The sequence below is a fragment of the Streptomyces sp. NPDC093591 genome, from assembly GCF_044764885.1.
Taxonomy (GTDB): Bacteria; Actinomycetota; Actinomycetes; order Streptomycetales; family Streptomycetaceae; genus Streptomyces.
Window position 1 is genome coordinate 258451 of sequence record NZ_JBIWIY010000010.1, and the last position, 22919, is coordinate 281369.

Consider the following 22919-nt stretch of genomic DNA (forward strand, 5'->3'; position numbering starts at 1 on the left):
GGATCGGCGCCGTCTCGGCGCCCCGGTATGTCCGAGTTCATTGGATGCTCGTGCAGTCTGTCGCCAAACGATCCTTTGCCGACAGGGGCGGCGGTTGATCGGGAGCAGTCAGCCACGTGGCCGAAAGGTGTTGAGCAAGCAGTCCCCGAGTCGAGGTCATCCGGGATCATGAAGCATGCTCCCGGATGACTGGCACCTCACCCAAGACGTCGACGACTTCCTCGCCCGAGCCGGGGACTTCCTGTGCTCGCGCGCCGCCCTGCACAACATGCCGCTGACGGACATCGAGAAGCTGCGGATACGTAGGGCGGCCGATCACGACGCCGAAGCCGCCGTTTTCGGCCGACTGGAGTCACAGGGTGAGGTCCGCGCGATCTTCTATCTCACTCCCCGCGGACGCCTGGGCCTCACGCCTCTCTCTGTCGAGCAGACCGATACCCTCGCTGCACACCTGGCCGACCTCGGCCACTCACCTGCCAACGTCATCGCGGACCACGAAACCGCTGGCGCTTTCGCCGAGTCATGGCAGCGGCGCACGGGCGCGGCGCCGGTACCTTTCTGGCGCACGCATCTGTACCGTCTGGGCACGCTCACCCCACCGCAGCCGTGCCCGGAAGGCCAGGGGCGCCTCACGGGCGGTAAGGACCGTGAGCAAGTCGTGCGCTGGTGCCGTGAGTTCTGTGTCGACGTTGGGGAGCAGTCTTCCATCGACTTGATCGACGCCGGCTCCTGGGAGGACTCGCGTTTCGGCGACAGGCACTTCACATTCTGGGAGACCCCGGAGGGCACCCCCGTCTCGATGGCGGCCGCGACCTCGGTCGTCGGCGGCATGGTCCGGGTGGACCCCGTCTACACCCCTGCCCACCTCCGCGGCCGCGGCTACGCGGGGGCCGTGACGGTCGAGGTGAGCAGTGCCGCGCTGGCCGCGGGGGCGACGGACGTTGTCCTGTTCACGGACCCGGACAACCCAACGAGCAACGCCCTCTACCAGCGCATTGGGTATGTCCATGTCGCCGACTTCGCCGGGTACAAGTTCTCCTACGGCGCGCCAGAAGTCGGGGGAGGGTCGTGATCGGGGCAAACACACCTGCCACCTACCGGTTGGGCGACCGCCGCGAAGCGGCTGACGAGAGCGGTGGCGCAGGCTGATCAGCCTTCTGGCCGGTGAAGCTCAGTCCTGCCCGCCGTCGTCGTCCTGGTCATCGGTGTGCGGGTCACGTAGCTGCCGCAGCCCCGGCGCGGCCGGCCGGGTGAAGGCGTAGCGGCCGAGGAAGTTGATGTGGTCGTACTGGAGCGGGGACAGCCGGGCGAGCAGCTCGTCGGTGATGGGGAAGCCGTCGGCGGCGAGCTGCTTGACGGCGGCGTCGATGTAGAGACTGTTGAACAGCACCACTGCGTTCAGGGCCAGACCAAGGGCGCCGAGCTGGTCTTCCATGCCCTCGCGGTAGTGCTGGCGTAGTTCGCCGCGCTGTCCGAAGAAGATCTTCCGGGCGAGGCGGTGGCGGGCCTCGGTGACGTTGAGCTGGGCGCCGATCATCCGCCGGTATCCCTCGTCGGAGACGAACTGGAGCAGGTGAAGGGTTTTGAAGATCCGTCCATAGTGGGCGAACGCGTCGCCCAGTCCGGTCGGTTTGCCGTCCCGGGAGAGCATGCGGATCAGGTCGTGGCCGCGGACCTCACCCAGGGTCAGGGAGCCCGCCACCCGGAGCATGTCGCCCCAGTGGGCGCGTATCCGGTCCAGGCGGATCGTGTGGTTGGAGACCGGCTGGAGCGGCCCGTAGTCGGCCGCGGTGTTCGTCCGCCACAGTCGGGCGTCGGAGATGTCGGCAATCCGAGGGGAGAACTGGTAGCCGCAAATCGCGAACAGGCCGAAGACGATGTCGGAGTACGACGCGGTGTCCGTGATGACGGTCTCCGGCTTCGGCCCGCCGTCGCGGGCGTGGATGGCGTCCAGGATGAACAGCGAGTCACGCAGCGTGCCCGGCACTACCACCCCACCCAGCCCCATCACCTGGTCGTTGACCACGTTCAGCCAGGTGGCGCCCTTGTGCCGCAGGCCGAAGTAGCGGGGATTCGAGCCCGCGTAGAGGGTCTGCACGGGGACGGTGAAGCGGACGCCGTCGGCGGAGGCGACCAGGCCGCCGCCCCACGCCCTTACGACGTCGATCTTCGCCTGTGCCTCGATGAACAGGCCATTGGCCGTCGAGATGTTCTCCGCCCGGAAGTAACCCTGGTCGACCTGGACCAGGCGGCCCCGGGTAAGCGCCGGGACGTCCGGCTTGATCACCGGGGTGAACCCGACGTTGCATGCCTCCGTCAGCAGGACAGCGCACAGGCTGGTGGTGAAGCCGTCCATGTGGGAGTCGGCGCCGGAGATGTGCGTGAAGGCGTCCGCCATCCCGGTCAGCTCGGCGACCTCCAGTAGCAGCTCGGGGAAGTCAACCTTCGGCAGCATGCCGTTGACCAGCTGCCTGAACGGCGGCATGAGCTTGGGCTCTTCGGCCTTGCCGAGCTTTGCCAGCTTCAGTTTCCCTCCCACCACCTCCAGTGCGGTGTTGCCTGGCAGCCCGGCGGCGACCTGGATGTACGCGGCGTGCAAGGCGGAGGCGAGTTCGGCAAGGTGTCCGGCCGGTTCGCTCTCCAGGCCGAGCGCGGTGAGCACCGTCGGCTCGGCGACGGTCCACTTCTCCCCGGCCAGCAGTTTGGCGCGGGGGTCGCCCCAGCGGTCGCCAGCCTTGGCGAACACGTCCCGCCGGCGCAGGGAGCGGTGCAGGTGCTCCAGGACGCAGAACGAGTACGCGGCCTTGTCGACCACGCCGTGCGGCAGATTCGGGTTGGCGAACACAAGCCGCCGCCACGAGCCAGTCACCAGATCTGAGGCGACCTCCTCGGCACCGACCTTCTTGCGGCCGATAAGGTCCGGCAGCCCCTTGAGCGCCTTCACGACCGGGGCGCCGGCCTCGACCGCGCCGAAGTCGATGACCTCGACCAAGAGGCGGATGAAGCCGCGCACGGTGCCATAGCGGGCGACGAGTTCGGCCCGCCATTCCGCGTCGTCGTCCCCGTCGGTGTCCGGGACCACCGCGGCGATCGTGGCGAGCGCCTCGGCCAGCTGCTCGCGCGGCACGACCTGCTCGATCGCCGACCACGCATCGACCACGGAGACGAGTTCGCCGGTGTCGGTCGCGGGCGGCGTCGTCATGAGTACGTCGACCGCCGCGGCGACCTTCTTCGCAGCCTTGCGCAACTGGGGCAGGGCCTTGAGCTTGGTGTCGTTTCCCATCCGCTCGGCCTTCGCGAGCAGTTTGGTGGCCATCAGTGCGTGCAGCAGGTCGAGCGCGTCGTCGACCGTGGCGGTCTCTAGGTGCCGCACGGTCGCCAGCAGGGTGGCGGTCTGCCGGGTGACCTCCAGGCGCTTGAGCGTCGGCGCCTTGGAGGTCAGCCCGTAGCGGGCCAGCCCGGTCATCCGCGCGGCCGGGATCCGCCCGGCGTCGACTGCGCCAGCACCCAGGCCCCGTACCTCACGGGCTCGGTCCAGAGCCAGCTGCATGGCCTTGCCCGACACTTTCATCGGGCCCAGCCGCAGCCGCTCCAATTCCGAAATCCGCTTGTTCTCGGGCACTTCGAGCAGCCGGACCATCTCAGTGCGCAGGTCGTACGGCACCGCTTCGTACAGCGTGGCGTGCAGCCGGTCGTTCTCCTCTTGGCGGACCGCGGCGACCAGCCGGGCCAGGGTCGTCAGGCCGGGCAGCAGCACCCGGTTGTTCACCAGCCACACCACCGCCCGGTCGAACAATGCGCGCGGCCCCTCCAGCGACGACCACACCCGCGCCGCCAGGAACTCCCGCAGCTCCGCCTCACCCGCGGCGAAGTCCCGGTAGCTGTACTCATCCCGGATCTCCCACGCGTGCTCGTAGGCCGTCTGCGAGCGCCCCCCGTACTCGGCGAAGTGCTCGTCATCGATGCCAAGCTGCTCGGCGACGAACCGCACTACGGAGGCCGGGACCGCCGTGGGCTCCTCGGTCAGGAAGGTCCCGAGCATCCGCACCGTGCCCCACTGCACCGCCCACCCCAACCGAGTCGCCGGACGGCGCTTCGCCCGCGCCAGACCCAGGGCTTTGGTGTCCAGGCGGAAGAACTGTTCCAGCTCGCCGGGCGACGGCTCCGTGGCGAACCGGCCGTAGCGGGCCTCTTGCTCAGCAGACAGGTACTCAACAGGCATGCCGAGGACCGTAGAGCCCGCTGAACAGGCAAAACAGGCACGTCACCGAACCGGAATCAAGATCGCCCCGCTACCGCTAATTTACGTTCCGATGCTCCCCACGGGCCGAGTCGGCCTGCTCCTGTTCACGGATCCAGGCGTCGAGAGCTTCCAACCGGTACATGACGCGGCCGCGTGGGCCCATACGAAAGCTCGGCGGTCCTTGGCGTCGGTGCCTCCAGACATACAGGGTGTGGGGCGAGAGGCCGAGGTATTCGGCTGCGTCGCTGACGTTCAGGAACGCTTTGCGGGTGGCGCCGGTGGAGTGCGGTGCGGTGCAGGAAGCAGATTGGGGGCGTGCAGGCATGGGAGGTCTTCTGTGAGGAGGTGGGGGCCGCGGGCGCGTAAGCGCGAGGCTCTTACGCCTGCATCCAGTGCTGAAAGGAGGGGAGGTCGGTCGTCAGGCTGCGGATGGAGGCACCCCTAGGCGTGCCGGGCTGTGCATCTCTTGTCGCCCTCCCGGCCCGTCGTGGTGAAAGCGGCTTCGATCAGGTCGTTGGCGATGTCACCCGACGTCCGGAAACAGTGCGGGAAGCGCCGGACGAGCGAGGGGGCACTGACGCCGACGCGCTCAGCCACCACGAAGCCCTTGAAGCCAGTGCAGTACTGGCCCAGCCACTTGGAGATGCAGGCGTCTCGGAGGCCAGAGACATGCCGACCAAGCGGCGAATCAATTTCGTGCGCTTCCAGGACCGCCTCCCGCGCCTGGTTCCATGCCCTTCGGTAGACCGCCCCAGACAGCGGCCGGCCGTCATCGCAGGTGAACAACGCGTCATCGGGGTGAAGCCCGCGCCGGGCGACCTCCTGCCTCAGGACCTCTACGAGCTCCGGGCACGCGGGTACGACCCGCGGGGCATCGTCGCCCTCCACTGCCTCGGACCTGTCCCTCGGGCGACGGGGGCGAATCACCAGGTCACCAGGTCCTTCGTCGGGCAGATGCGCATCACGAACTCGCAGGGCAAGGGCCTCTTGCTGCCTCAGCGCCGCGAACGCGACGGATGACAGGAAGGCATGCAACGGGCGTCCGTTGCAAGGACGTTGGCGAATCCAGTCCAGCAGAGCATCACGCTGCTGATCCGACAGCAGGAACCTATTGTCGACGATGGCATTGGACACAGGCGGAAACTCCTCTTTTGGGGGCTGCAGTTGCTTCACGGCAAGGCGTTCTCGGCGTCGCCGCCGACGAACAAGGTCAATACTCCGGAGAATCCCCGGTTTTGGTAACCGGGGATTGCGTGTTATAAGCCTCCGGGGAAGGCCGAGGCACCCTTTACAGACCTGCGCGAAGCATCATTAGCGCGTGGCGAGACATATGAGGGCCGACCCGCCGGAAGCCCTCACGAGCAGCCATGTGCGAGGTCTGGCCTCTTGTCCTGCGACACTTCCGATAGTCCCTCGTGCCGACATGATCAAGGTTGGCATGGTCCTGGCAAGCATTTCCAGTCCGTGCCACTTCGAATTGGTCTGCCGTCGGCGAACTGCCTTCAGAAGCAGCGCACAACCGAGCGCAACCCACACGAAGAGGCATGCACCTTGAGGGAAGTTCGGCTAGAATTTCCTTGTTTTCCAGTCGACTGCGGGAAGTTGACACGCTGTCACTCGGCAGCAATCCCCTCACTCCGGGAAAGAGCAACGGCCTCCGGAGTCGTTGCTCCTTTAGGCCGGAAGCATGAATCCGCCGACCCCGCGGCATGCATGACCGGAGCGGTATGGGCCCTGGGGCCGGGTGAATGACCTGTTCCGGCGCGTGCAGCGGGACGGCACGTAGAAACGGGGCTTCACCGAGCTGCAGGCCCAGGCCGACGCCAAGAACCTGATCACCTGGGACATCAGCGTCGACTCCACCGCCTGCCGGGCACGTCAGCATGCTGCTGGGGCGAGGAAAAGGGGGATCTGCAGAAGGAACCGCCCGGAGGCATCGCCATCGAGCCGGACGACCATGGCCTGGGGCGCTCACGACGCGGCCTGACCACCAAGCTGCATCTGGCCGTCGAGCAGGGGCAAAAGCCTATGTCGATCGTGATCACGGCCGGTCAGCGCGGGGACTCACCGCAGTTCGAGCCCGTCCTGAAGGCGATCTCTGTACCCCCGCGTCGGGCCGGGCAGACCCCGTACCCGATCCGATCACGTGCGCGCCGACAAGGCGTATGCCTCCCGGAAGAACCGTGCCTACCGTCGCAGACGCGGGATCCGCTGCACCATTCCGGACAAGGCCGATCATGTCCGCAACCGCAAAAAACTCGGCTCCTGCGGCGGCCGTCCGCCGAAGTTCGACAAGACGGACTACCGCGAGCGCCACGCGGTTGAGTGCCGAAACTCGCCGTCCGCTACGAAGCCACCGTGCACATCGCCGCCATCGACGAGTGGTTGTGACGGTGCCCGCGCCGCGCGAATGAAGGATACGGGCCGGGCAAATCGCTTGCTACCGCCGACACTGCTGCCCGACGATCAGCCATGTGATCGACACGTTCATCCTGCTCGACCGTCTGCCCACCCTGGCCGAGCACCGCCGACTCGCCGAAGCGGTCGGCTGGACATCCGCATTCGACTGGGACACGATGCCCGCGTCCCTGGCCGGATCCCTGGCTGGCGTGGTCGCCCTGGACGGCGACCATGTCGTCGGCATGGGCCGCCTGGTCGGGGACGGCGTCAAGTACTTCTACGTCCAGGACCTCGCCGTACTGCCCGCCTACCAGGGAGCCGGCATTGGCACGGCGCTGGTGCGTCGGCTGCTCGATCATGTGGCAAGCACCGCACCGTCCACGGCATTCGTCGGGCTGTTCGCCACGGATGGAGCTGTCCCGCTCTACCAGCGGAACGGGTTCACCCGCGGCGACATGACCGGCATGTTCCGCCTGGTCCAGCCAGCCGAGGACTGAAAGTCGTCAGTGATCGATCCCCCGGCACTGACATTCGACTGCGCAGGAACCCATAAAGCCCGCGCGCGTAGGCGGCCATCGAACCAGGAACCGCCACCACGGCGTGCGCCTTCACCGGGGCATCGGCGAGCGAGGGGGCAAGAAGGACGCCCACCCGGTGCCCCAGTTCCTGCGCGAGCTCCGCTTCGGCGACGACCTTCTCGGGCTCGACGAGGACGCCCGCGCTCGCGGCGTGTAGTGGGACGAATGCTGGCCCGGGACCCGAACACGGCTCGTCGAACGGACCGCAAGCGGGCACCCCAGCACCGCTTCGAGGTCCTCGCGCGTCACCCCCCACCGGGCCGAAGGACGCTCGGAACATCGCCCGTGGCGTCGGCGATGGTCGACTCGACGCCGACCTCGCAGGGCCCACTGTCCAGCACGAAGTCGCGTCCGGCCTGCTGCTGCGGGAACTCCGCCGCCGCGTCCACGTCCAGCTCGACACCGAGACCGGGCTCGTGGGAGAGGTAAAAGCAGCCGTCCTCGGAGTTCACCTGGGGGCAAGGGCAACGTCGTCCCCCGACTCCAGGCGGAAGCTCGAACACTCGCCTATCCCAGTGCGCGTAGTTCGGCGAAGTGGTCGTTCAGGGTGCGGCGGCAGGAGGCGAGGTGGTCCGCGTCGTATCCGCGGGGGCCGCACTCCACGACGAGCAGCAGGCCCAGGTAGAGGCCGTAGAGCGCCAGCCGGTGGCGGAAGGCGGGAGTGAAGTCGAGGCGGCCCCCGGCCTGGACGTAGCCCGCGACGAGGTCACTGTCCGGGCCGGCGGCCCCGCCGAACGCCAGGGAGACCAGCTCGGCGGCCGGGTCGCCCCAGAACGCCCGCTCGTGATCGATGATGCCGGTGATCCGGGGGTCCGAGGCGTTCCCGGCGGGGACGTGGACGAAGATGTTGCCCGGCCACAGGTCGAAGTGGATCAGACGCGGCTCGGTGACTTCGTCGAGGGCGTACCCGCCCTCGGCCACCATGGTCCGTATGTCGGCGGGCGGTACGCCGAGCGCGGACTGCCAGCGCTCGGCGTCGTCCAAGATGGCGTCCACCATGGCGGTGAACGCGGTCCGCCAGTCGGGGGCGGACAGCGCGGACTCGGGGGCCGGATAGCCGAACCGGCCGTCTTCGGGGGCCAGGGCGTGCAGGCGGGCGGTGATCGCGCCCAGCTCGCGGCGGAGAGCCGTCCGGGCGGTGAGGGGAAGGCGGTCGGCCACCTTGTCCCAGGGGGTGCCCTCCAGCACAGAGACGGCGAGGAATCCGTCTCCCGCGTGCAGCAGTGCGGGGGTCGGCACCCCGCCACCGGAAAGGGACGCGAGGCGCCGGTAGACCATAGCCTCGGTCGCCATGATGCCGCGCTCGTATCTCAGTACCGGAGCGCCGGCGGGCGGCGCGAGCTTCACCACAACCGCTCGGCCGTCGTCGAGCCGGACGCGGTACGCGCTGTTAAACCAGCCGTCGGTCAGTTCCGTCTCCAGGCGGCACCCGACGCCGGTGGATCCGCGCACCAAGGCATCCAGCTCGGCGGCGGACAGGCGGCGCTTGGTCAGGCTCTGCATGGGGCAGCACTCTTTCGGTGGTAGGCGCAGGGCGTAATTGCACAGGGTGTGGGAGCGCTCCCATAATGCCGTACGCATGGATCTCCGTACAGGCCCCATTGACGCATTCGACCTTGGCCGTTGGTCCTTTGGCAGCGGGCTGGAGGTTCTGCGCCAACTGGGACGACGTCGCACGGACGCCTTCGATGTCGCGATGATCCGCTACTCGTTGCGGCTGCCCGCCTTCGCGGGGGAAGGCTACTGTTTCTGCGCGGCCCGCACGCCGCCGGTGTCGGCTTCTGGGCCCGGTGGGATGTCGGCGTCCGGGTTCTGGATCTGCGCGGCAGCGCGGCGGAGTTCGGCGAGGACCGTTCGGACGGCTCTGCGGGCGGTGCGCTCGGGGCGGTGGAGCGCGTCGATGTGGCGTTGGGCGTGTACGTCGCTGAGTGGTCTCAGGACGATCGCCTGGTGGCGTCGGGCGGTCCAGCGCGGCATCAGGGCGAGACCAGCGCCAGCTGCGACGGCCTCGGCGGCGACGGAGAACTCGTTGATGCGGTGGACGATGTCGACTCGGCGGTTCGCTGCGGTGCCGATGGCCTCGATGGTGGCCAGCAGGGGGAAGCCGTCGTGGACGGTGATCCAGGGTTGGCCTGCTACGTCCTGCGGGGAGAGCCGTGTCTTGCCGGTCAGGGGGTGGCCGGCCGGCAGGGCCACGCCCAGGGGCTCATGGAGGAGGGGGGTGACCGTGACGGTGCGCGGCCACGGCGGAGCATGGTCGAGTCTGTGGGCGAGTACCAGATCGTAGTCTCGGGTGAGCCGGGGAAAACGGTCTTGGGCCACGTCCTCGTCGGCGAGCACGAGCCGGGGACTGTCCGGCCCGGCCAGACCGCGCAACAGCAGGGGGAAGAAGGTCGCGCCCGCGCTGTGGAACGCCGCGACCGACACGTCGCCGTCCGGTTGCTCAAGGAAATCGGTGATCGTCTGCCGAGCCCGGGCCAGTGCGGTCTCCACCTCGACTGCCGCGTCGGCCAGTGCCTGGCCGGCGTCGGTGAGGACCACCCGCCGCCCGGAGCGTTCGGTGAGCGGGACGGGGATCGAGCGTTGCAGCAGCCGCAGCTGCTGTGAGATCGCGGACGGCGTCACCAGCAGGGCCTCGGCGACTGCGCTGACGCTGCCGAGTTCTCCCAGTTCACGCAGGATCCGCAACTGCCGTACGTCCATCCGTACAGTGTAGGGAGGCTAAAACATCATTGCAGAAGTTAGTACTGGGCTTCAGCGTCCGTGGGGCTCAGCGTGGGCGCATGTCTGATGCGCGCCGTACTGATGCGGTACTGATGCGCCCGGAAACGGCCGTCCACCAGCCCGAGGCCATCGCGCTGTACACCCGGGCCGGCTACCTCCCGATCCCCAACTGCCCGCCGTACCAGCACAAGTCGCCCAGCCGCTGCTACGCCAAGCCCCTGCCGCTGCCCGCAGCCCGGTCGGCGGACCGGGAGGAGCTCACGGCCTTCCTCACGGACCAGGGGCTCTCCCCCCAGGACGTCCTCGCGCCCGGCACCCTGTACTGGCTCACCAGGGACACGGCAGGCCCGGCCATGGCTGCGGGCCTGGAGCGGCAGGGCCACCGTGTGCTGCTGCGCAGCGTCGCCGTCCGCGCCGATCTTCGGGGGTGCGGAGCCGCACGGCGGCTGGTCGAGCATGTCCTCGCGGAAGCGGCTGCGCGGGGAGGACGTACGGCATACCTGTTCTCCACGGGCGCCGGACCGTTCTGGGAGCGGCTCGGCTTCCGGCCGGTGCCGGTCGCCGAAGCCGCCGAGGCCCTGTCCGATGCGCCGCAGGTCCGCCGGTACCGCGAGACCGGAGCGCTGGCCGACGAGGCCGCATGGCGCCGTGACCTCGCCGACGCCGGGGCAAGCAGCCCGCCGCCCGCAAGCCGGGGCCGCTTCACGGCCGAGGCACCGCACACGACCCCGGCCGCCGGCAGATGAGACAGGCCGTCTCCGGGCTCCCGCGCCCTTTTTGGTGGCTGTGGACGAGCACTCTGATCAGTCGCCTCGGCTCCTTCGTCGCACCTTTCCTGGTCCTGTATCTGACGACGGAGCGCGGCTACTCGGCGAGCTTCGCCAGACTGGTCACGGCACTCTTCGGAGCCGGCGGCGCGGCCATCTCCGTGGTGGGCGGCATGCTGGCCGACCGGGTGGGGCGGAGGGCCACCCTGCTCGTCGCACACGTGGCGGCGGCCGGGCTGACCGCGGCTCTGGGCTTCGCGGACCAGCCCCTGCTGATCGCCCTACTCGCATGCGCGGCCGGCGCGGCGAGCAGCGCCTCCCGCCCGGTGGTGCAGACGGTCATGGCGGACCTGGTTCCTCCAGCAGACCGGGTGCGGGCGTTCTCTCTGTATTACTGGGTCGTCAACGTCGGCTTCGGCCTCGCCGCGGCGAGCGCCGGATTCATCTCCTCCTACGGATACCGGTGGCTGTTCCTCATAGAGGCCGCAGCGACGTTGCTCGCCGCGCTCGTAATCGCCACCAGGCTCCCGGAGACCATGACCGACCCGGCGGACCCCGAAGGTGAAGGTGCCGATGAGACAAACACCGGACTCCGGATGGTCCTGCGAGACAGGCCGTTCCTGGCGGCCGTGGGCCTGTCCTTCCTCCTGATCGTGGTGTTCCAGCAGGCGGCTGCCGGGCTGCCGGTGGCCATGGACCGCAACGGCCTCACCGCGGCCCAGTACGGGCTGGTGATCAGCCTGAACCGCATCCTCATCGTCGCCCTGCAACTGCCGCTCGCCGCAGACTCGAAAGCTCGGACCCGGGCCGTCTACTCGTCCTTGCCTCACTGCTGTGCGGAGGCGGCTTCGGCCTCAACGCGCTCGCCGGAGGCGCGGCCGTGTACGCGATCGCCGTCGTGGTGTGGACCCTCGGGAAGATCGTGCACTCGCCGGTGAACATGGGCCTGATCGCACGGTTCTCGCCAAGCACTGCCCGAGGCCGCTACCAGGGCATCCACGCGTTGTCCTGGGCCACCGCCACCATGGCCGCGCCCCTGTGCGCCGGCATCGTCATCGACCGTTTCGGCCCCGACACCCTGTGGGCCGCCTGCACGGTTCTCGGAGTCTGCGCCGCCGTTGGTCACTGGGCCCTGCTGCTGCGAAAGCCAGACCGTCACCGGCACACACCGCACCCCACCAACGCCACCGTTCGGCTTCGGCGTGCCCAGCGGCACCCGCCCCGCTCGACGCCGCCTCACACCCCACCGACACCTCGCACCACATCCCCGGAAGAGTGACAGCGTGAGCCGCAGCCTGAATCACCAGGACACCTCCGCACCGTGTCGCGAACGTAACGGCCGCCTCTCCCCCGCCCTGACGCTGGGCCCCACGACTGCCGAAGACCTCGGCGGTGTGGCCGCCTGGGAGAGTGACCCGGACACCTCCATGGCCAGGCAAGAGCGCACGGACCTGGCACGAACACGCCATGGCCGACCCCGACCAGGAACGCCTCATCGCTGTCCATGCCGGGACCCCTGTGGGATTCATCGTGCCCGCCGGACTGTCCCGAGCCGATGGCACGGTCGAACTGCACAGGCACGTCGTGGACCCCGCCCGGCGCCGGGCGGGCCGGGGACGTGCCCTCCGCGATGCCGCCGTCGCCCACGCCCGCGGACATCACGGCGCACGTGACGTCTGGCTGGACGTGCAGATCGACAGCCTGAGGGCCCGGGCCCTGTACGAGTCCGAGGGCTTCGTAGTGACTAGCGACTTCGTTCGCCGGTGCTGAAGGCGACGGCGCCGCCCAGGACGTCCTCATCGTGGTTCAGCGGCCCCGACAGCACGGCTCGCATGAGCCGAAGGCATCCGTCACATCACATCTGCTGTATCGCGATACACTCATTCCATGATGGAACGTTCCAGCACTGAGATGACTGACAGACCCGCGCCCTACGACGCGGTCGTTTTCGACTTGGGCGGAGTGCTGGCGCGTCCGGCCGACCCGATAGAGCCTCTGGCCCGCCTCCTCGGTCCCGACACCGTCGACGTGAAGGCGCTCACCGAGGTGTACTGGGCGCACCGCGATGCCTACGACCTGGGATGTCCGGAAGCCGAGTACTGGGGTGCAGTGGCCACCGGTGCGGGTGTCGCGCCTGTCGACGGGACCGCGGCGGCGTTGGCGCGGGCCGATGCACGGGAGTGGACAGTACTGGCCGCCGACTCCCTGCTGCTGCTCGAAGACCTACGGAGGCACGGCCTGCGACTCGGGCTGTTGTCCAACGCGCCGCTGGCACTCGCGGAGACGGCGGAGCAGTGCGCCTGGTCGGGGCTGTTCCAGAAACTGGTCTTCTCGGCACGTGAGGGGCTGGCGAAGCCGCAGGCGGCGGCCTACGAGCGAGCGACGGAGCTCCTCGGTGTGCCGCCCGCTCGGATCATCTTCTTCGATGACCGGCCGGAGAACGTCAAGGCGGCACGGCGTCACGGGTGGGACGGGCACGTCTGGACCGGTGTCACGGCCGCCCGAGAGGTGCTTGCCGAACGCCGACTGCTGCCGCGACAGCGGCCGGCAGGTCGTGCCGCCCCGGACGGCGCAGGTACCGTCGGCAGGCTGCGGTGCGAGGATCTCCCGGACCGGGCGGACCGGGCGGACCGGGCGGACCGGGCGGCACCCACGCCGAACGCGTCACGGGCATTGGAGTGATCGTCCTCGACACCACCGGCCTCATCCTTCTGGGGCTCGGCCACGACGGCCGCTGGGAGCTACATGGCGGCAAGGTCGATCCCGGCGAGAGCTTCGAGAGTGCGGCCGCCCGTGAACTGCGGGAGGAGACGGGGCTGGTGACCGAACCGCGGGCCGCGCGAACGGTCGCCGTGGCAATGGACGGCTGCGCGGGGTGACGTGGGTCTCCGCAGCCGCGGTGGGGGAGGCGACGGACGTCTCGGGAGAGCCGGCGGTGTGTGAGCCCGAGAAGATCCGGATGCGGGAGTGGGTGGAGCCGAGCGCGCTTCCGGACCGGCTTTTCGAACCCTCGGCGACGGTGCTGCGCGCAGGGCGGCAGGAGCTGGCGCTGCCGGACGTCGACGCTCACTGCTACCAGCTCGGATGACGGCTGGTAATACTGCCTCCGAAGACTGGCAACAAGTCGGCCAAGGCCCCGACCATCATCGACATCGCCCGAGAGGCGGGGGTGTCGAAGCCCCTGGTCTCACGGACCCTGTTGGGCCAGGGACGGATCAGCGAGGAGACGCGGCAGCGGATCCTTGAGGCCGCCCAGCGCCTCGGCTACGTCAAGAACGCGAGGGCGCAGAGCCTGGTCTCCCAGCGCGCCCAGACCCTCGGCGTCCTGGTCCGCGACGCCGCCAACCCCTTCTACGCCCACCTGCACGCGGCACTCGAATAACGCGCCGCCCAACGCGGATATCGCGTGGCGGCGGCGACCCAAGCGGAACCTTCGCTGTCGACGAGGAACGCCGGACACCGCAGACGCTGCTGGCACTGGGGATCGAGGGGCTCGTCGTGTGCAGCGGCATGCTGCCCGCGCAGGACATCACGCCGTTCACCGGGCATGTGCCCACCGTCGCGGCCGGACGGCCGGAGCGGGATCCCGCTCTCGGCAGCGTGGTCTGCGACGAGCTCAACCACGCCGCCGTCCTGCGCGCCGCGACCACGCCGTGCACGGGTCCCAATGAAGGCGTCGCCACAAGGCACGTGCCCGACGCTGTCATTGCATGCGGCGCGGGCACACGTTGATGGGACGGTCGGCCCAAGTCCGCCCCACCCATGCCTACCCCCGCTACACTCCCCACCGCCAGGCCGTTGACCAGGCTAAATACAGAAGACCGGCTGGACTGGCCGCAGGGGGTGTCCGACCTGGCCGGCGGGCTACGGGATGACGGCACGGATGCAGCGTCGGCGGAGATGCCCGCGGATTGCGCGGGAGGAATACGCACGATCCGCGAGGACGGCCTCCGGTCGGCCTCTGGATCCTCCGAGTCCGTTTCACGGAACCGGATCCTGGCCATGACGGCCTCGAATGCTGGAGCGTTCTTCTTGATGCAGACGATGTCGCCGGGGACGAGTTCCAGGCGCTCGTCCCCGGCGAGGCTTAGGTGTGGGCGTCGGCGAGTTCGCCGAGCTGCTTGAGCAGCAGACGACGTCCGGGTTGCCCTCGACGACGACCAGGCGGTCCTCGCTATCTGTGCCCTTGGGGACCTCGGCACGTTCCGCCACTGTCCACCTTGCCGCCCTCCTCCTGCCGTGCCGGGGCCGTCATCAGCCGGCGGCGGTTTCGAGGGTCCAGCTGCGGACGTGCTCCCATGTGAGGGTGGTCCACCAGTGGCCCTGCCAGTCCGGACTGTGGAAGCGGAAGAGGGAGACGGTCTCGGCGGTGAAGGAGGCGGGGGGCTGCCAGCCGAGTCGCTCGACGAACTCGGTGACCTCCGGCAGGAGGTCGGGGCGCAGCAGCATCTCGTGGGCGACGACGGACAGGTGGGCCCGGAATTCGGCCGGCTCGATGTCGATGAAGGGGAAGTGGTCGGGCGGCAGGGAGATGCCGTCGAATGCCTTGTGTGCGGTGAGGATCAGGTCCGCCATGGGGCGGTTGACGGTGCCGTCCGGCAGGTCGTGGACGTTGTAGGAAACGCCCTGGGTGCCCTGCTCAAAGCCACTGTTGTACACCGTGAACTGACGCGTTCCGCGCAGTGCCTCGCCGACCCGATCGGCCACCTCGGTGGGGTCGGCGAGGGTGTGCATGCTGCCCGCCAAGGTCGCGTGGGGCGGGAAGGCGGCGCAGGACACGAGGCCGTACTGCTGCTTCATCAGCAGATGCAACTGGGCCAGCAGGGCGCAGGTGGTGGGGTCGGGGCGCAGGAAGACGCCGTAACGGTAGGGGGTCGAAGGGTTCATCGGTTGCTCCTGTGGTTCGGCCGCGGGCTGGGAGTGGCGTGCGGTCGGGGGACTGGATCGCGATCTGATGGAACGTTCCACCATCGTGAGGTGAGGCTACCTTCACGCTCGTGGGGCGTGCAAAGGGGTCAGTGAGAGAGATTTCCGGTTCCGCGGGGGCACCTGTCACCGGACGGAGACGGCGTGGACTTCCGGCCGCTCGTGGATCGACGACATAAGGGCCTGCAGGGCCGTACGGTCACGGACGCGCACGCGCAGCAGTACGCGCCGCAGTCCGGGCGGGTCGGGGTCGGCCTCCACGACCAGCTCGTCGATGCGCCCCTTGAGCTCGGTGACACCCCGCACAAGCGGGCCGAGCGCGACGGAGCCCTGCTCATAGAGCAAATCCACTTCCAGGCTGCCCGGCCTCCTCCGCCTCAGCAGCCTGCGGGTGGCCGACAGCCCGACCAGGGCCGCGAGTACGGTGGCCAGGCCAGCGGCGAGCAGCAGGTACACCCCGGCGCCGGCGGCCACGCCGAGCGCGCCGCTGATCCACACGGTCGCCGCCGTGGTCAGGCCGCGGATGGACGCGCCGGACTGGATAATGGCGCCGGCTCCGAGAAAGCCGATACCGGAGACGACCTGAGCGGCGACCCGGGTGGGGTCTGTGCCGGCGGTGTGGACCGGGTCGAGCCCGTAGCCACCGGACAGGGTGAACAGACATGCCCCGACCGCGACGAGCAGGTGGGTGCGGGCTCCGGCGGGATGCCCGCCCCACTCGCGTTCGAGTCCGAGGGCCAGCCCTGCGGAGGCGGCCACGAGGATCCGTATCACCAGTTCCCATTGCGAGATCACGGGTTTCCTTTTTCTTCTGGCGTGGGCTCGACGGATCGGCGAGGTCGGTGTCGGAGCGCGGCCGGGCGGCTTCCATCTCGCGTGCCGCGTCATCGATCCGCCGCCTGGTGGGCGGAAGTCGCCGATGCCGCAAGCGGCGGCCGGACGGGGACGGCCCGTGGCCGCCGTACCGCCCCTCGCGCTGCCGGGAACAGCGGCCGGCCTCCGGCCAGACGCCCCTCCCGGCCAACGAAAGTTCGGCTGGAACCTCCCCCAGGCCCGTTCTGTGAACGTCCTGGATTTCGGTGCCCTCCAGGCCGTCGAGCAGGCGTATCGGTGAAGGCCGTGCCACCGCCCCTCCCCGCTACCGCGGTTCGGGAGCGCGCCACACGGCGGAGGCGTCATCGCGCAGGGGGTCGGGCAGCAGCAGCCGCCGTACCCGCAGGCCGTCGGCGCCGGCGCGGCCGTGGCGGCGGATGACGGTGCTCCGGCCGGAGTAGGTGCTCGCGTTCAGTACGTGCACTCCGTCGGCGTAGACCTCGATGTACTCCCCCACCGTCAGCACCCGTAGCTCCCGGACAGGGCAAGGCAGGTGTCTGAGGTGGGGGCCGCCCGTTGCGTTGGCCAGGGATATCTCCTGGCCGCGCAGCCGCAGGACGACGGGTTCGCCCGCGTCGCGTTCGCGGAGCAGGACGTCCATGTCGCCGCCCGCGCAGTCGATGTCGGTGACGGCGTTCAGGACGGGCTCGCCGGTGTGTGTGACGTCCGGGCCGATCCAGGGGTCGAGCCCGTCCCACCAGCGCAGGTGCCAGCCGTGGTCGGCGTCGTTGGCGAGCAGTTTCGGCTGGGCCAGCATGCCCCGGCACCGGGCCCCCGCGTCGGTGAGGCCGACGCGCCGGGGCACGGTGTGCAGCACGACGCGCCGCCGGTCCGGAGCAGTGGTGACGCGGGGGGCGTAGCTGCCGGGCGGCGCGACGCGGCCGACGCGGGTCCAGGGGCCGCGCAGTCGGGGGGCCTCCCATGCCTCGAAGGTGTAGTCACCGTGGTTGCAGCCCAGCAGCAGCCAGCCGTTCGCGGTGCGCTCCAGGACGGGGCACTCCAGCTGGTCGATGTCGCCAGGTGAGATCAACGGCGGGTGGACCGTCCAGTTGAGGAGGTCGTCCGACGTGGCGAACGCGACGCAGCCGCTTCGCTCGGCAGGCAGCCGTGCGTCGCTGGCACAGATCACCATCAGCCAGCCGGGGTTCTCGTCGTCGCGCACGACGAACGGGTCCCGCCATGCCTGGTGCGCTCCCTCCACCCGGTACCAGCGAGGATCGGCGCGCACCACGGGCTCATCCGGGCGGGCCCGCCGCCAGCCGGTGCCCTCGGCACGGTCGGACCAGGCCAGGCCGATCGTCTGGTCGAGCCAGCCGCGCTCGGTGACGCCGGTGTAGGCCATCGCCGTACGCCCCTCGGCGGGGAAGACGTGCATCGTCCACACGGCTGTGTCGTCGAAGCGGCCCGGCGCGCCGACTCCGAAGCCCGGTCCCAGGGGTTCCCAGGTGACCAGATCTGTGGAGAAGGCACGACCGTAGGAGGTCTCCATGTGGGTGTGGTCGAACCTGCGGGTCCACGGACCCTGCAGGTGGAGGGCGATGTAGCCGTCCTCGACGGTGATGAGGTCGAAGTCGTTCAGGCACAGCCCTGGGGGTGCGTATCGCATGGGTTTCCCATCGGAAGGGGGCGCCGGAAGGAGTGTGCGACGCGGTGCGGTTCGAGGCGGGCACAGGTGGTGTGCCGTGTCGTGTCAGCCCTTCAGGCCGCTGTTGGCCACGCTCTCCACGAACCAGCGCTGGAACAGGACGAAAATGATCAGGACCGGCGCGACGAGGATGACGCCGAAGGCGAAGACGCGGCCCCAGTCGACGGGCAACTGGGCGGAGAAGACGCTCAGCTCCAGCGGCAGTGTGCGCACGGACGGGTCGGAGACCATCAGGACCGGCCAGAGGAACGAGCCCCACTGGGAGAGGAAGGTCAGGATCGCCACCGTCGCGAACGCCGGCTTGCTGTTGGGCACCACGATGGAGAAGAAGATGCGCCACGGGCCCGCGCCGTCGATGAGCGCCGCCTCCTCGGTGCTCTTCGGCAGGTCGATGAAGTGGCTGTAGAAGAGGAAGATGCTGAACGCGTTCGCGATGAAGGGAAGCACCAGCACGTGCAGGGTGTCGCGGGCGTCGTTGAGCATGTAGAAGAGCGGTACCGCGACCGCCTCGAACGGCACCGCGATCAATGCGATGACCATGACGAGGAGCGCGTCGCGGCCGGGCCACGACAGCCGGGCGAAGGCGTAGGCCGCCAGTGAGTTCACCACGAGCCCCGAGGCGACGACGGCCCCCGTGACCACGAGTGACACCAGCAGGAAGTGCCAAAGGTACCCAGTGCTCGGCGAGTTCAGACTGTCGTGGACGCCAATGTAGTTGTCGAAGGAGAGGTCGCGCGGGATCAGGCCGGACAGGCCGTCGAGCACCTGCGCCGACGGCTTGAGGCTGCCGATGAAGAGATAGAGCACCGGAGACGCGAACAGGAGCGTCAGACACGTCATGAGCGCGTAGTTCGCTCCGGTACGCAGCATCTGTCCCGTGCGCCGGGCGGCTGGGGGGTGTGTCATGCGTCCGCGTCCTTCCGCTGACGGACAACCATCCGCTGGAGCAGCGTGACCGCGAGGACGATGCAGAAGAAGATCATCGAGATGGCGGAGGCCCGGCCCACGTTCTGCTGGTCGAACGCCGTGATGGTTGCCAGGTACATCATGGTCTGGGTCGACTTCTCGTCGAGTCCGGCGGTGGTGATCAGGATGTAGATCTGGTCGAAGACCCGGAACGCCTCGATCGTGGTGATCGTCGCGACGAACACCAGGGTGTTGCGGATTCCGGGTAGCGTGACGTGGCGGAACCGTTGCCAGCGGCCCGCTCCGTCGACGGAGGCCGCCTCGTACAGCTCGCGGGGGACCCGTTGCAGGCCGGCCAGGATGATCACCATCTGGAAGCCGACGCCCTGCCACATCGACAGCACGATCACCGACAGCATGGCCGTGCTGCCCGACCCCAGCCAGTCGTGGGGCCCGAGGAGCCCGCCGGTGAGGTGCCCCAAGAGGGCGTTCACCAGGCCGTTCGGGCCCGGGTCGAGAATCAGCCGCCAGATGATGGCCACCAGCGCCATCGGATACACGACCGGCATGAAGAAGAACGTGCGGAACACGGTCATGCCGCGCAGCTTGCGGTTCAGCAGCAGGGCCAGCCCGAGCGCGGCCCCGGTCTGCAACGGGACGACCAGCGCGGCGAAGGTGAAGTTGTTCAGGATCGAGTGCAGGAACGGCTGGGAGAAGACCGGAACGGTCAGCAGACGCCGGTAGTTCTCCAGGCCGAAGAACTCGGCCGGTACCGGTGAGTTGAGACGGACGTTGTACAGCGAGAGAACGATCGAGACCACGAACGGGACCACCAGGAAGACCAGCAGGCCCACCAGGGCGGGCAGGGCCATGAGAACACCGGCTGCCCTGCCCGGGCGGGGCCGGACCGTCCGCCCGGCTGATTCACTGTGCTCGCTCGGCGGTGGGTCGTCGTGAGGTGGATGGAGTGCGGTCTGCCGCACATGAGGTGATCTTGACACCGGCTGTCCCTGTTCTGTCCTGTCTGTGCTGCGCTGCCGCTGTACGAGGCGCGGTGGGATCGATCCGCCGGGTGGGCGCGGATCGATCCCCGCGGTGCGGCCGTCACACGTGCGGGCTGTGGTGCGAGCGCCTGCTGTTTACTGATAGTCGGCGTTGTCGGCGAAGTCGGTGTCGATGACGGTCGCCGCCTTGCGCAGTTCCGTCTCGGGGTCGGCTCCGCCCCAGATGTTGAGCAGTGCCTGCGAGAAGCTGGAGGTGATGACCGGATAGCCCGGGGTCACCGGGCGGGTGACCGCCCGGCAGGCGTCGTCGACCGCACCGGACGTGCAGGGCGCGGCGAGGTTGTCGGCGAACACCGACAGGGCGCCGCCCTTGCGGTAGAGGGTGCTCTCGGCGGCGACGCTCCGGGTCGCCGGCGGGGCACCGTTGGCGTCCGTCATGGCCTTCACGTTCGCGTCGCCGAGCAGGTAGTCGAGGAACTTACCGGCCGCAGCGGCGTTCTTCGAACTCCGGCTGATACCCCACTCCCAGGACCCGGCCCCGGCCTTCGACCCGTGCCCGAAGTCCGGCAGCGGTACGACGGTGAGCCGATCGCCGAGTGCCTCCTTGTACGTCGGATACACCCAGTGCCCGTTCCACGAGAGCGCGACCCGTCCCTTGGGGAAGGCGTTGCCGTCAGCGTCGGGGTCGACGTACGGCTTCCAGGAGGCGAACGTCTTCATCGCCTCCACCACGGGGGCGCTGTCCAGCACGCCCGTGGCCTTGCTGTCCTTCAGCAGGTCACCACCGGCGGACCACACGACGGGCGAGTACCGGTACGTCCCGCCCTCGCTGCCGAACCCGACCGCGGTCATGGCCTTGCCGCCCGGAGTGACCGCCGCCAGTTTCTTCAGCACGGACGTGAACTGCTCGGCACTCCAGCCCTTTCCGCCGGACGGCACGGAGACACCGGCCTTCTCCAGGAGCTTCTTGTCGGCGTACAGGCCGACGCTGGAGTCGTACATGGCCAGCCCGTAGCGCTTGCCCTGATAAGTACCCTCGTTGACCGCCGCTTCGGTCTGGTTGGAGAGCGTCTTCACGCTGACGTAGTCCTCGATCGGCGAGATCTTGTTGTTGTAGACGTAGCTCGCCATCGTGGGGCCGTCCATCTCGAGGACGTCCGGCATGCCGGATGCCTTCGTGGCCTGCACCGTGCTGGTGTAGGTCTCGGTCGGCAGCAGCTTCAGCGACACCTTGATCTCGCTCTGGGAGCTGTTGAACCCCTTGACCGCGCGCTGCAGGGCCGCGTTCTCCGCGTCCTGGCCCTGGTGGGCCCACACCGTGATCGCGCCGGTGCCCGAACCCGCCTCGGCGCCGCCGCTGTCCGCCCCGCCACCGCCGCACGCGCTCAGCACCAGGGCGAGAACCACGCCCGAGGCCGCGAGCCCGGCTCTCCCGGGCACTTTTCGAGCTGTCTTCATTTCGGACATGTCCCTGCCCCTTGCATCCCGGTACAGCACCATTTCAACACATGGTGGAGCGTTCCACCAACGGCGAGCACGGTACCTGTGCGATGCTTTCCAGACAAGACCTCTGATCGGCGCTTTCGTGGCTGGGCGGTGAACGGACGGGGGGAACGCGACCGGGATACGACCCGGCGGGCCCGGCGTTCGGAGATGTTCTGGTGGTCCGAGGCCGGCGCAGCCGCACTCGGTGGGTCTTCGCACCGGCGGCCGGCTATCGCGGGCGGTGCCCGCTCAGGGGTGGCACCGGCGGCGCAAGAGGGCCGGGAGCAGGGTGGTGCCCGTCCAGGAGGTCCGAGCGCTCAGCTCCGGGCCCGGCGCGTGGGCGAGGCGGTGGTCGTCCCAACGCGCAGAGTGCCCCTGAGGGCGATGTGCCTGACGGGCTGCGCAGACACGCCCAACTGCTCCACCAGCAGGTCGACAGCGCGCTTCGCGATCTCGTCCAGAGGCTGGTACAGGGTCGTCAAGCCCAGCAGCGGGGTGGTCAACTCCCCCACGCCGTCGTACCCCGTCGCCGAAACGTCGTCCGGCACCCTGATCCCCGCCTCGCGGAACGCCTCCAGGACGGCGACCAGGGTCCAGTCCGACGGACACATGACCGCCGTTACCGCCGGGTCGCCGAGGACGGCGGCCGTCGCCCCCTCAGCCGTGACACCGGGCGTCGACGCCTCCACCTCGGTGACGGCCGCTCCGGCCTCGCGCAGCCGCCGCACCATCGCGGCACCCCTCCTGTGCTCGGTAAGGGACTGCCGCTCGGGCACCAGCAGCACCACCACGCTTCGATGCCCGAGGCCGAGCAGATGGTCGACCAGTTGCTCGGCGCCGTCCTCCTCGTCGCAGAAGACACTGCTGACCGCGGGGTGGTGCTCCGGACGTCCGGCAACCACGGTCGGAACTCGCTCGGTGAAGGGGACGATGTCGTCTACAGGCAGCAGACCGCTGCACACGATCAGCCCCTCCACCCGCAGGGACAGCAGCGTCTGCAGCCCCCGGCGCTCCTCCTCCAGCGCGAACTCCCGCGCCCCGGTGGTGGTGACCACCCGATATCCGTGGTGTACGGCGCGCGCCTGCAGCAGCGTCTGAAGGTGACCGTAGAAGGGGCGTGAAGCATCACGGACCAGCATGCCCAGCGTGAACGTGCGGGAGGCGACCAACCCCTGCGCCATGGCGTTCTTCACGTACCCCAGGCGCTGGGCGACGCGAAGGATACGCTCCCTGGTCTCCTCGCTGAGCCGACCCTGGCCCAGCAGGGCAAGCGAGACAGCCGACTTCGACACCCCGGCCTCCCGGGCGATGTCGTTGATCGTCGGCGCCTTGGACGGCCTCACCTCTGCCACGCCATATGGGTATCAC

The 22919-nt window shown here is 69.0% G+C and carries 23 protein-coding genes and 2 pseudogenes; 11 read left to right on the plus strand and 14 right to left on the minus strand.

Going from position 1 to position 22919, the window contains the following annotated elements; translation table 11 throughout:
- Positions 1 to 175 precede the first annotated feature (175 nt).
- Entirely contained in the window at positions 176 to 1072 is an 897-nt protein-coding gene (locus tag ACIREI_RS22865; protein ID WP_403335668.1) for a GNAT family N-acetyltransferase, read from the plus strand.
- Between the two features lie 99 nt (positions 1073 to 1171).
- On the opposite strand, the gene ACIREI_RS22870 is transcribed toward ACIREI_RS22865, so the two are convergent.
- The 3 genes from ACIREI_RS22870 to ACIREI_RS22880 form a co-directional block, all read right to left on the minus strand.
- A complete protein-coding gene (locus ACIREI_RS22870) occupies positions 1172 to 4222 on the minus strand; it encodes a Tn3 family transposase (RefSeq protein ID WP_403335670.1) in 3051 nt (1016 codons plus the stop codon).
- Positions 4223 to 4298: 76 nt separating this feature from the next.
- The gene (locus ACIREI_RS22875) at positions 4299 to 4568 is read right to left on the minus strand and encodes a helix-turn-helix transcriptional regulator (protein WP_403335673.1); all 270 of its coding nucleotides are present in this window, start codon (positions 4566 to 4568) and stop codon (positions 4299 to 4301) included.
- 116 nt (positions 4569 to 4684) lie between these two features.
- Positions 4685 to 5377: a hypothetical protein gene (locus ACIREI_RS22880; RefSeq protein WP_403335676.1), complete on the minus strand. Its 693-nt coding sequence runs from the start codon at positions 5375 to 5377 to the stop codon at positions 4685 to 4687.
- Between the two features lie 1340 nt (positions 5378 to 6717).
- Here ACIREI_RS22880 and ACIREI_RS22885 point away from each other — a divergent pair.
- Entirely contained in the window at positions 6718 to 7140 is a 423-nt protein-coding gene (locus ACIREI_RS22885; RefSeq protein WP_403335679.1) for a GNAT family N-acetyltransferase, read from the plus strand.
- Between the two features lie 40 nt (positions 7141 to 7180).
- Here ACIREI_RS22885 and ACIREI_RS22890 read toward each other — a convergent pair.
- The 3 genes and pseudogenes from ACIREI_RS22890 to ACIREI_RS22900 all read right to left on the minus strand — a co-directional run.
- Positions 7181 to 7568 (minus strand): annotated as a pseudogene (locus ACIREI_RS22890) (L-threonylcarbamoyladenylate synthase); the annotation flags it as partial.
- 160 nt (positions 7569 to 7728) lie between these two features.
- Positions 7729 to 8724 (minus strand): phosphotransferase family protein, encoded by a 996-nt coding sequence (locus ACIREI_RS22895; protein ID WP_403335682.1) that lies wholly within the window; start codon positions 8722 to 8724, stop codon positions 7729 to 7731.
- A 237-nt stretch (positions 8725 to 8961) separates the two neighbouring features.
- On the minus strand, positions 8962 to 9924 hold the full coding sequence (locus tag ACIREI_RS22900) for a LysR family transcriptional regulator (RefSeq protein ID WP_403335685.1): 963 nt from the start codon (positions 9922 to 9924) through the stop codon (positions 8962 to 8964).
- Positions 9925 to 10004: 80 nt separating this feature from the next.
- On the opposite strand from ACIREI_RS22900, the gene ACIREI_RS22905 reads away from it, so the two are divergent.
- From ACIREI_RS22905 to ACIREI_RS22945, 9 genes are all read left to right on the plus strand, one after another.
- Positions 10005 to 10691 (plus strand): GNAT family N-acetyltransferase, encoded by a 687-nt coding sequence (locus ACIREI_RS22905; protein ID WP_403335688.1) that lies wholly within the window; start codon positions 10005 to 10007, stop codon positions 10689 to 10691.
- The gene (locus tag ACIREI_RS22910; protein ID WP_403335691.1) at positions 10688 to 11650 is read left to right on the plus strand and encodes an MFS transporter; all 963 of its coding nucleotides are present in this window, start codon (positions 10688 to 10690) and stop codon (positions 11648 to 11650) included. Before ACIREI_RS22905 ends, ACIREI_RS22910 begins: the two co-directional genes overlap by 4 nt.
- The gene (locus tag ACIREI_RS22915; RefSeq protein ID WP_403335954.1) at positions 11545 to 11991 is read left to right on the plus strand and encodes an MFS transporter; all 447 of its coding nucleotides are present in this window, start codon (positions 11545 to 11547) and stop codon (positions 11989 to 11991) included. Before ACIREI_RS22910 ends, ACIREI_RS22915 begins: the two co-directional genes overlap by 106 nt.
- A gap of 131 nt (positions 11992 to 12122) precedes the next feature.
- Positions 12123 to 12482: a GNAT family N-acetyltransferase gene (locus ACIREI_RS22920; RefSeq protein ID WP_403335693.1), complete on the plus strand. Its 360-nt coding sequence runs from the start codon at positions 12123 to 12125 to the stop codon at positions 12480 to 12482.
- A gap of 141 nt (positions 12483 to 12623) precedes the next feature.
- Positions 12624 to 13394 carry an HAD family hydrolase gene (locus tag ACIREI_RS22925; RefSeq protein WP_403335695.1) on the plus strand — a complete coding sequence of 257 codons (771 nt, stop codon included), beginning with the start codon at positions 12624 to 12626 and terminating at the stop codon, positions 13392 to 13394.
- Positions 13391 to 13591, plus strand: a complete 201-nt coding sequence (locus ACIREI_RS22930) for an NUDIX domain-containing protein (RefSeq protein WP_403335698.1) — start codon at positions 13391 to 13393, stop codon at positions 13589 to 13591. The genes ACIREI_RS22925 and ACIREI_RS22930 overlap by 4 nt, the downstream gene beginning before the upstream one ends.
- Positions 13588 to 13800, plus strand: a complete 213-nt coding sequence (locus ACIREI_RS22935; RefSeq protein ID WP_403335701.1) for a hypothetical protein — start codon at positions 13588 to 13590, stop codon at positions 13798 to 13800. The genes ACIREI_RS22930 and ACIREI_RS22935 overlap by 4 nt, the downstream gene beginning before the upstream one ends.
- A gap of 63 nt (positions 13801 to 13863) precedes the next feature.
- Positions 13864 to 14094, plus strand: coding sequence for a LacI family DNA-binding transcriptional regulator (locus ACIREI_RS22940; RefSeq protein WP_403335957.1), 231 nt, complete (start codon positions 13864 to 13866; stop codon positions 14092 to 14094).
- A gap of 116 nt (positions 14095 to 14210) precedes the next feature.
- Positions 14211 to 14444, plus strand: coding sequence for a hypothetical protein (locus ACIREI_RS22945; protein WP_403335704.1), 234 nt, complete (start codon positions 14211 to 14213; stop codon positions 14442 to 14444).
- A gap of 135 nt (positions 14445 to 14579) precedes the next feature.
- Here the strand turns inward: ACIREI_RS22945 and ACIREI_RS22950 are convergent.
- The 8 genes and pseudogenes from ACIREI_RS22950 to ACIREI_RS22985 form a co-directional block, all read right to left on the minus strand.
- A pseudogene (locus ACIREI_RS22950) lies at positions 14580 to 14684 on the minus strand (IS5/IS1182 family transposase); the annotation flags it as partial.
- A gap of 282 nt (positions 14685 to 14966) precedes the next feature.
- Complete coding sequence (locus ACIREI_RS22955) at positions 14967 to 15599, minus strand: hypothetical protein (RefSeq protein ID WP_403335707.1); 633 nt, start codon at positions 15597 to 15599, stop codon at positions 14967 to 14969.
- Between the two features lie 165 nt (positions 15600 to 15764).
- Positions 15765 to 16433, minus strand: a complete 669-nt coding sequence (locus ACIREI_RS22960) for an MgtC/SapB family protein (RefSeq protein ID WP_403335708.1) — start codon at positions 16431 to 16433, stop codon at positions 15765 to 15767.
- 343 nt (positions 16434 to 16776) lie between these two features.
- The gene (locus ACIREI_RS22965) at positions 16777 to 18117 is read right to left on the minus strand and encodes a mucin-1 (protein WP_403335711.1); all 1341 of its coding nucleotides are present in this window, start codon (positions 18115 to 18117) and stop codon (positions 16777 to 16779) included.
- Positions 18118 to 18201: 84 nt separating this feature from the next.
- Positions 18202 to 19062: a carbohydrate ABC transporter permease gene (locus tag ACIREI_RS22970; protein WP_403335714.1), complete on the minus strand. Its 861-nt coding sequence runs from the start codon at positions 19060 to 19062 to the stop codon at positions 18202 to 18204.
- On the minus strand, positions 19059 to 19934 hold the full coding sequence (locus tag ACIREI_RS22975) for a carbohydrate ABC transporter permease (RefSeq protein WP_403335717.1): 876 nt from the start codon (positions 19932 to 19934) through the stop codon (positions 19059 to 19061). The genes ACIREI_RS22970 and ACIREI_RS22975 overlap by 4 nt, the downstream gene beginning before the upstream one ends.
- 267 nt (positions 19935 to 20201) lie before the next feature.
- Positions 20202 to 21533 (minus strand): ABC transporter substrate-binding protein, encoded by a 1332-nt coding sequence (locus tag ACIREI_RS22980; RefSeq protein WP_403335720.1) that lies wholly within the window; start codon positions 21531 to 21533, stop codon positions 20202 to 20204.
- Positions 21534 to 21868: 335 nt separating this feature from the next.
- Positions 21869 to 22903, minus strand: a complete 1035-nt coding sequence (locus tag ACIREI_RS22985) for a LacI family DNA-binding transcriptional regulator (protein WP_403335723.1) — start codon at positions 22901 to 22903, stop codon at positions 21869 to 21871.
- Positions 22904 to 22919 lie beyond the last annotated feature (16 nt).

Coding starts and splice junctions, on each gene's coding strand:
- ACIREI_RS22865 (WP_403335668.1), top strand. CDS start 176: ATGCTCCCGGATGACTGGCACCTCACCCAAGACGTCGACGACTTCCTC.
- ACIREI_RS22870 (WP_403335670.1), bottom strand. CDS start 4,222: ATGCCTGTTGAGTACCTGTCTGCTGAGCAAGAGGCCCGCTACGGCCGG.
- ACIREI_RS22875 (WP_403335673.1), bottom strand. CDS start 4,568: ATGCCTGCACGCCCCCAATCTGCTTCCTGCACCGCACCGCACTCCACC.
- ACIREI_RS22895 (WP_403335682.1), bottom strand. CDS start 8,724: ATGCAGAGCCTGACCAAGCGCCGCCTGTCCGCCGCCGAGCTGGATGCC.
- ACIREI_RS22900 (WP_403335685.1), bottom strand. CDS start 9,924: ATGGACGTACGGCAGTTGCGGATCCTGCGTGAACTGGGAGAACTCGGC.
- ACIREI_RS22905 (WP_403335688.1), top strand. CDS start 10,005: ATGTCTGATGCGCGCCGTACTGATGCGGTACTGATGCGCCCGGAAACG.
- ACIREI_RS22910 (WP_403335691.1), top strand. CDS start 10,688: ATGAGACAGGCCGTCTCCGGGCTCCCGCGCCCTTTTTGGTGGCTGTGG.
- ACIREI_RS22925 (WP_403335695.1), top strand. CDS start 12,624: ATGACTGACAGACCCGCGCCCTACGACGCGGTCGTTTTCGACTTGGGC.
- ACIREI_RS22955 (WP_403335707.1), bottom strand. CDS start 15,599: ATGAACCCTTCGACCCCCTACCGTTACGGCGTCTTCCTGCGCCCCGAC.
- ACIREI_RS22965 (WP_403335711.1), bottom strand. CDS start 18,117: ATGCGATACGCACCCCCAGGGCTGTGCCTGAACGACTTCGACCTCATC.
- ACIREI_RS22970 (WP_403335714.1), bottom strand. CDS start 19,062: ATGACACACCCCCCAGCCGCCCGGCGCACGGGACAGATGCTGCGTACC.
- ACIREI_RS22975 (WP_403335717.1), bottom strand. CDS start 19,934: ATGGCCCTGCCCGCCCTGGTGGGCCTGCTGGTCTTCCTGGTGGTCCCG.
- ACIREI_RS22980 (WP_403335720.1), bottom strand. CDS start 21,533: ATGTCCGAAATGAAGACAGCTCGAAAAGTGCCCGGGAGAGCCGGGCTC.